The organism is Vibrio furnissii CIP 102972 (genome assembly GCF_000176175.1).
Lineage (GTDB): Bacteria > Pseudomonadota > Gammaproteobacteria > Enterobacterales > Vibrionaceae > Vibrio > Vibrio furnissii.
The window spans coordinates 1-2,424 of record NZ_ACZP01000001.1 but is presented as its reverse complement, the minus strand read 5'-3'; the positions used below and the strand labels follow the sequence as shown (position 1 = coordinate 2,424).

Sequence of the window (2,424 nt, the reverse complement as noted above, 5' to 3'; positions counted from 1 at the left end):
GACTGCCGGTGATAAACCGGAGGAAGGTGGGGACGACGTCAAGTCATCATGGCCCTTACGAGTAGGGCTACACACGTGCTACAATGGCGCATACAGAGGGCAGCCAACTTGCGAAAGTGAGCGAATCCCAAAAAGTGCGTCGTAGTCCGGATTGGAGTCTGCAACTCGACTCCATGAAGTCGGAATCGCTAGTAATCGTGGATCAGAATGCCACGGTGAATACGTTCCCGGGCCTTGTACACACCGCCCGTCACACCATGGGAGTGGGCTGCAAAAGAAGCAGGTAGTTTAACCTTCGGGAGGACGCTTGCCACTTTGTGGTTCATGACTGGGGTGAAGTCGTAACAAGGTAGCGCTAGGGGAACCTGGCGCTGGATCACCTCCTTATACGAATGATTATTGCGATGAGTGTTCACACAGATTGATAGTGTTTAATAAAGTGAAGAGATTCGTGCCTCTGCCCTTTAGCGCGAGCACATTGCTGTGTCCCGTTCGTCTAGAGGCCTAGGACACCGCCCTTTCACGGCGGTAACAGGGGTTCGACTCCCCTACGGGATACCATCTTTAAAGGTTTTACCTTTAGAATCTTTAAACATGGTTTTCATTAGAAAATCTGCTCTTTAACAATTTGGAAAGCTGACAAAACAACAATTTATTGTTGTTTGTAAAGTTCTCAATGTATTCCTAAATGGAATACACCAACAAACACATTCAAGTGTGCTTGGTATCGAAGCTTACTGTTTCAGTAAGTCTTCAAATTGAGTCCGGCAAAATCAGTCACACACTCATGTAAATTAAATGTGTGACACCTAGGTTGTTTAACAACAACTCGAAACTCCTTCGGGTTGTATGGTTAAGTGACTAAGCGTACACGGTGGATGCCTTGGCAGTCAGAGGCGATGAAGGACGTAGTAACTTGCGATAAGCTCAGATTAGGCAGTAACAGCCACTTGAGTCTGAGATTTCCGAATGGGGAAACCCAACTGCATAAGCAGTTACTGTTAACTGAATACATAGGTTAACAGGGCGAACCGGGGGAACTGAAACATCTAAGTACCCCGAGGAGAAGAAATCAACCGAGATTCCGATAGTAGCGGCGAGCGAAATTGGATTAGCCCTTAAGCTTTACATGCGTCAGGTGAAGGTTCTGGAAAGGACCGCGAAACAGGGTGATAGCCCCGTAGCCGACAGCGCATGTTCAGTGAAATCGAGTAGGGCGGGACACGTGTTATCCTGTCTGAATATGGGGGGACCATCCTCCAAGGCTAAATACTCCTGACTGACCGATAGTGAACCAGTACCGTGAGGGAAAGGCGAAAAGAACCCCTGTGAGGGGAGTGAAATAGAACCTGAAACCGTGTACGTACAAGCAGTAGGAGCCTCCTTTGTGGGGTGACTGCGTACCTTTTGTATAATGGGTCAGCGACTTATATTCAGTGGCAAGGTTAACCATATAGGGGAGCCGTAGGGAAACCGAGTCTTAACTGGGCGTTCAGTCTCTGGATATAGACCCGAAACCGGGTGATCTAGCCATGGGCAGGTTGAAGGTTGAGTAACATCAACTGGAGGACCGAACCGACTAATGTTGAAAAATTAGCGGATGACTTGTGGCTAGGGGTGAAAGGCCAATCAAACTCGGAGATAGCTGGTTCTCCCCGAAAGCTATTTAGGTAGCGCCTCGGACGAATACTACTGGGGGTAGAGCACTGTTAAGGCTAGGGGGTCATCCCGACTTACCAACCCTTTGCAAACTCCGAATACCAGTAAGTAATATCCGGGAGACACACGGCGGGTGCTAACGTCCGTCGTGGAGAGGGAAACAACCCAGACCGCCAGCTAAGGTCCCAAATTACAGCTAAGTGGGAAACGATGTGGGAAGGCTCAGACAGCTAGGATGTTGGCTTAGAAGCAGCCATCATTTAAAGAAAGCGTAATAGCTCACTAGTCGAGTCGGCCTGCGCGGAAGATGTAACGGGGCTAAGCTGTAAACCGAAGCTGCGGCAATGCGATTTATCGTATTGGGTAGGGGAGCGTTCTGTAAGCCGTTGAAGGTGTGTTGTAAAGCATGCTGGAGGTATCAGAAGTGCGAATGCTGACATGAGTAACGACAAGGGGGGTGAAAAACCTCCCCGCCGGAAGACCGAGGGTTCCTGTCCAACGTTAATCGGGGCAGGGTAAGTCGACCCCTAAGGCGAGGCTGAAAAGCGTAGTCGATGGGAAACGGGTTAATATTCCCGTACTTCTTACAATTGCGATGGGGGGACGGAGAAGGCTAGGTGGGCCTGGCGACGGTTGTCCAGGTTCAAGTGCGTAGGCTTGAGAGTTAGGTAAATCCGGCTCTCTTTAAGGCTGAGACACGACGTCGAGCACCTACGGGTGTGAAGTCCTTGATGCCATGCTTCCAGGAAAAGCCTCTAAGCTTCA

General features: G+C 49.6%; 1 tRNA gene and 2 rRNA genes. All 3 read left to right on the top strand.

Features of this window, described 5'->3' with window-relative positions:
* Positions 1-387, top strand: a 16S ribosomal RNA gene (locus tag VFA_RS00015); the annotation flags it as partial.
* A 98-nt stretch (positions 388-485) separates the two neighbouring features.
* Positions 486-561 (top strand) — tRNA-Glu (locus VFA_RS00010).
* A gap of 290 nt (positions 562-851) precedes the next feature.
* Positions 852-2,424, top strand: a 23S ribosomal RNA gene (locus VFA_RS00005); the annotation flags it as partial.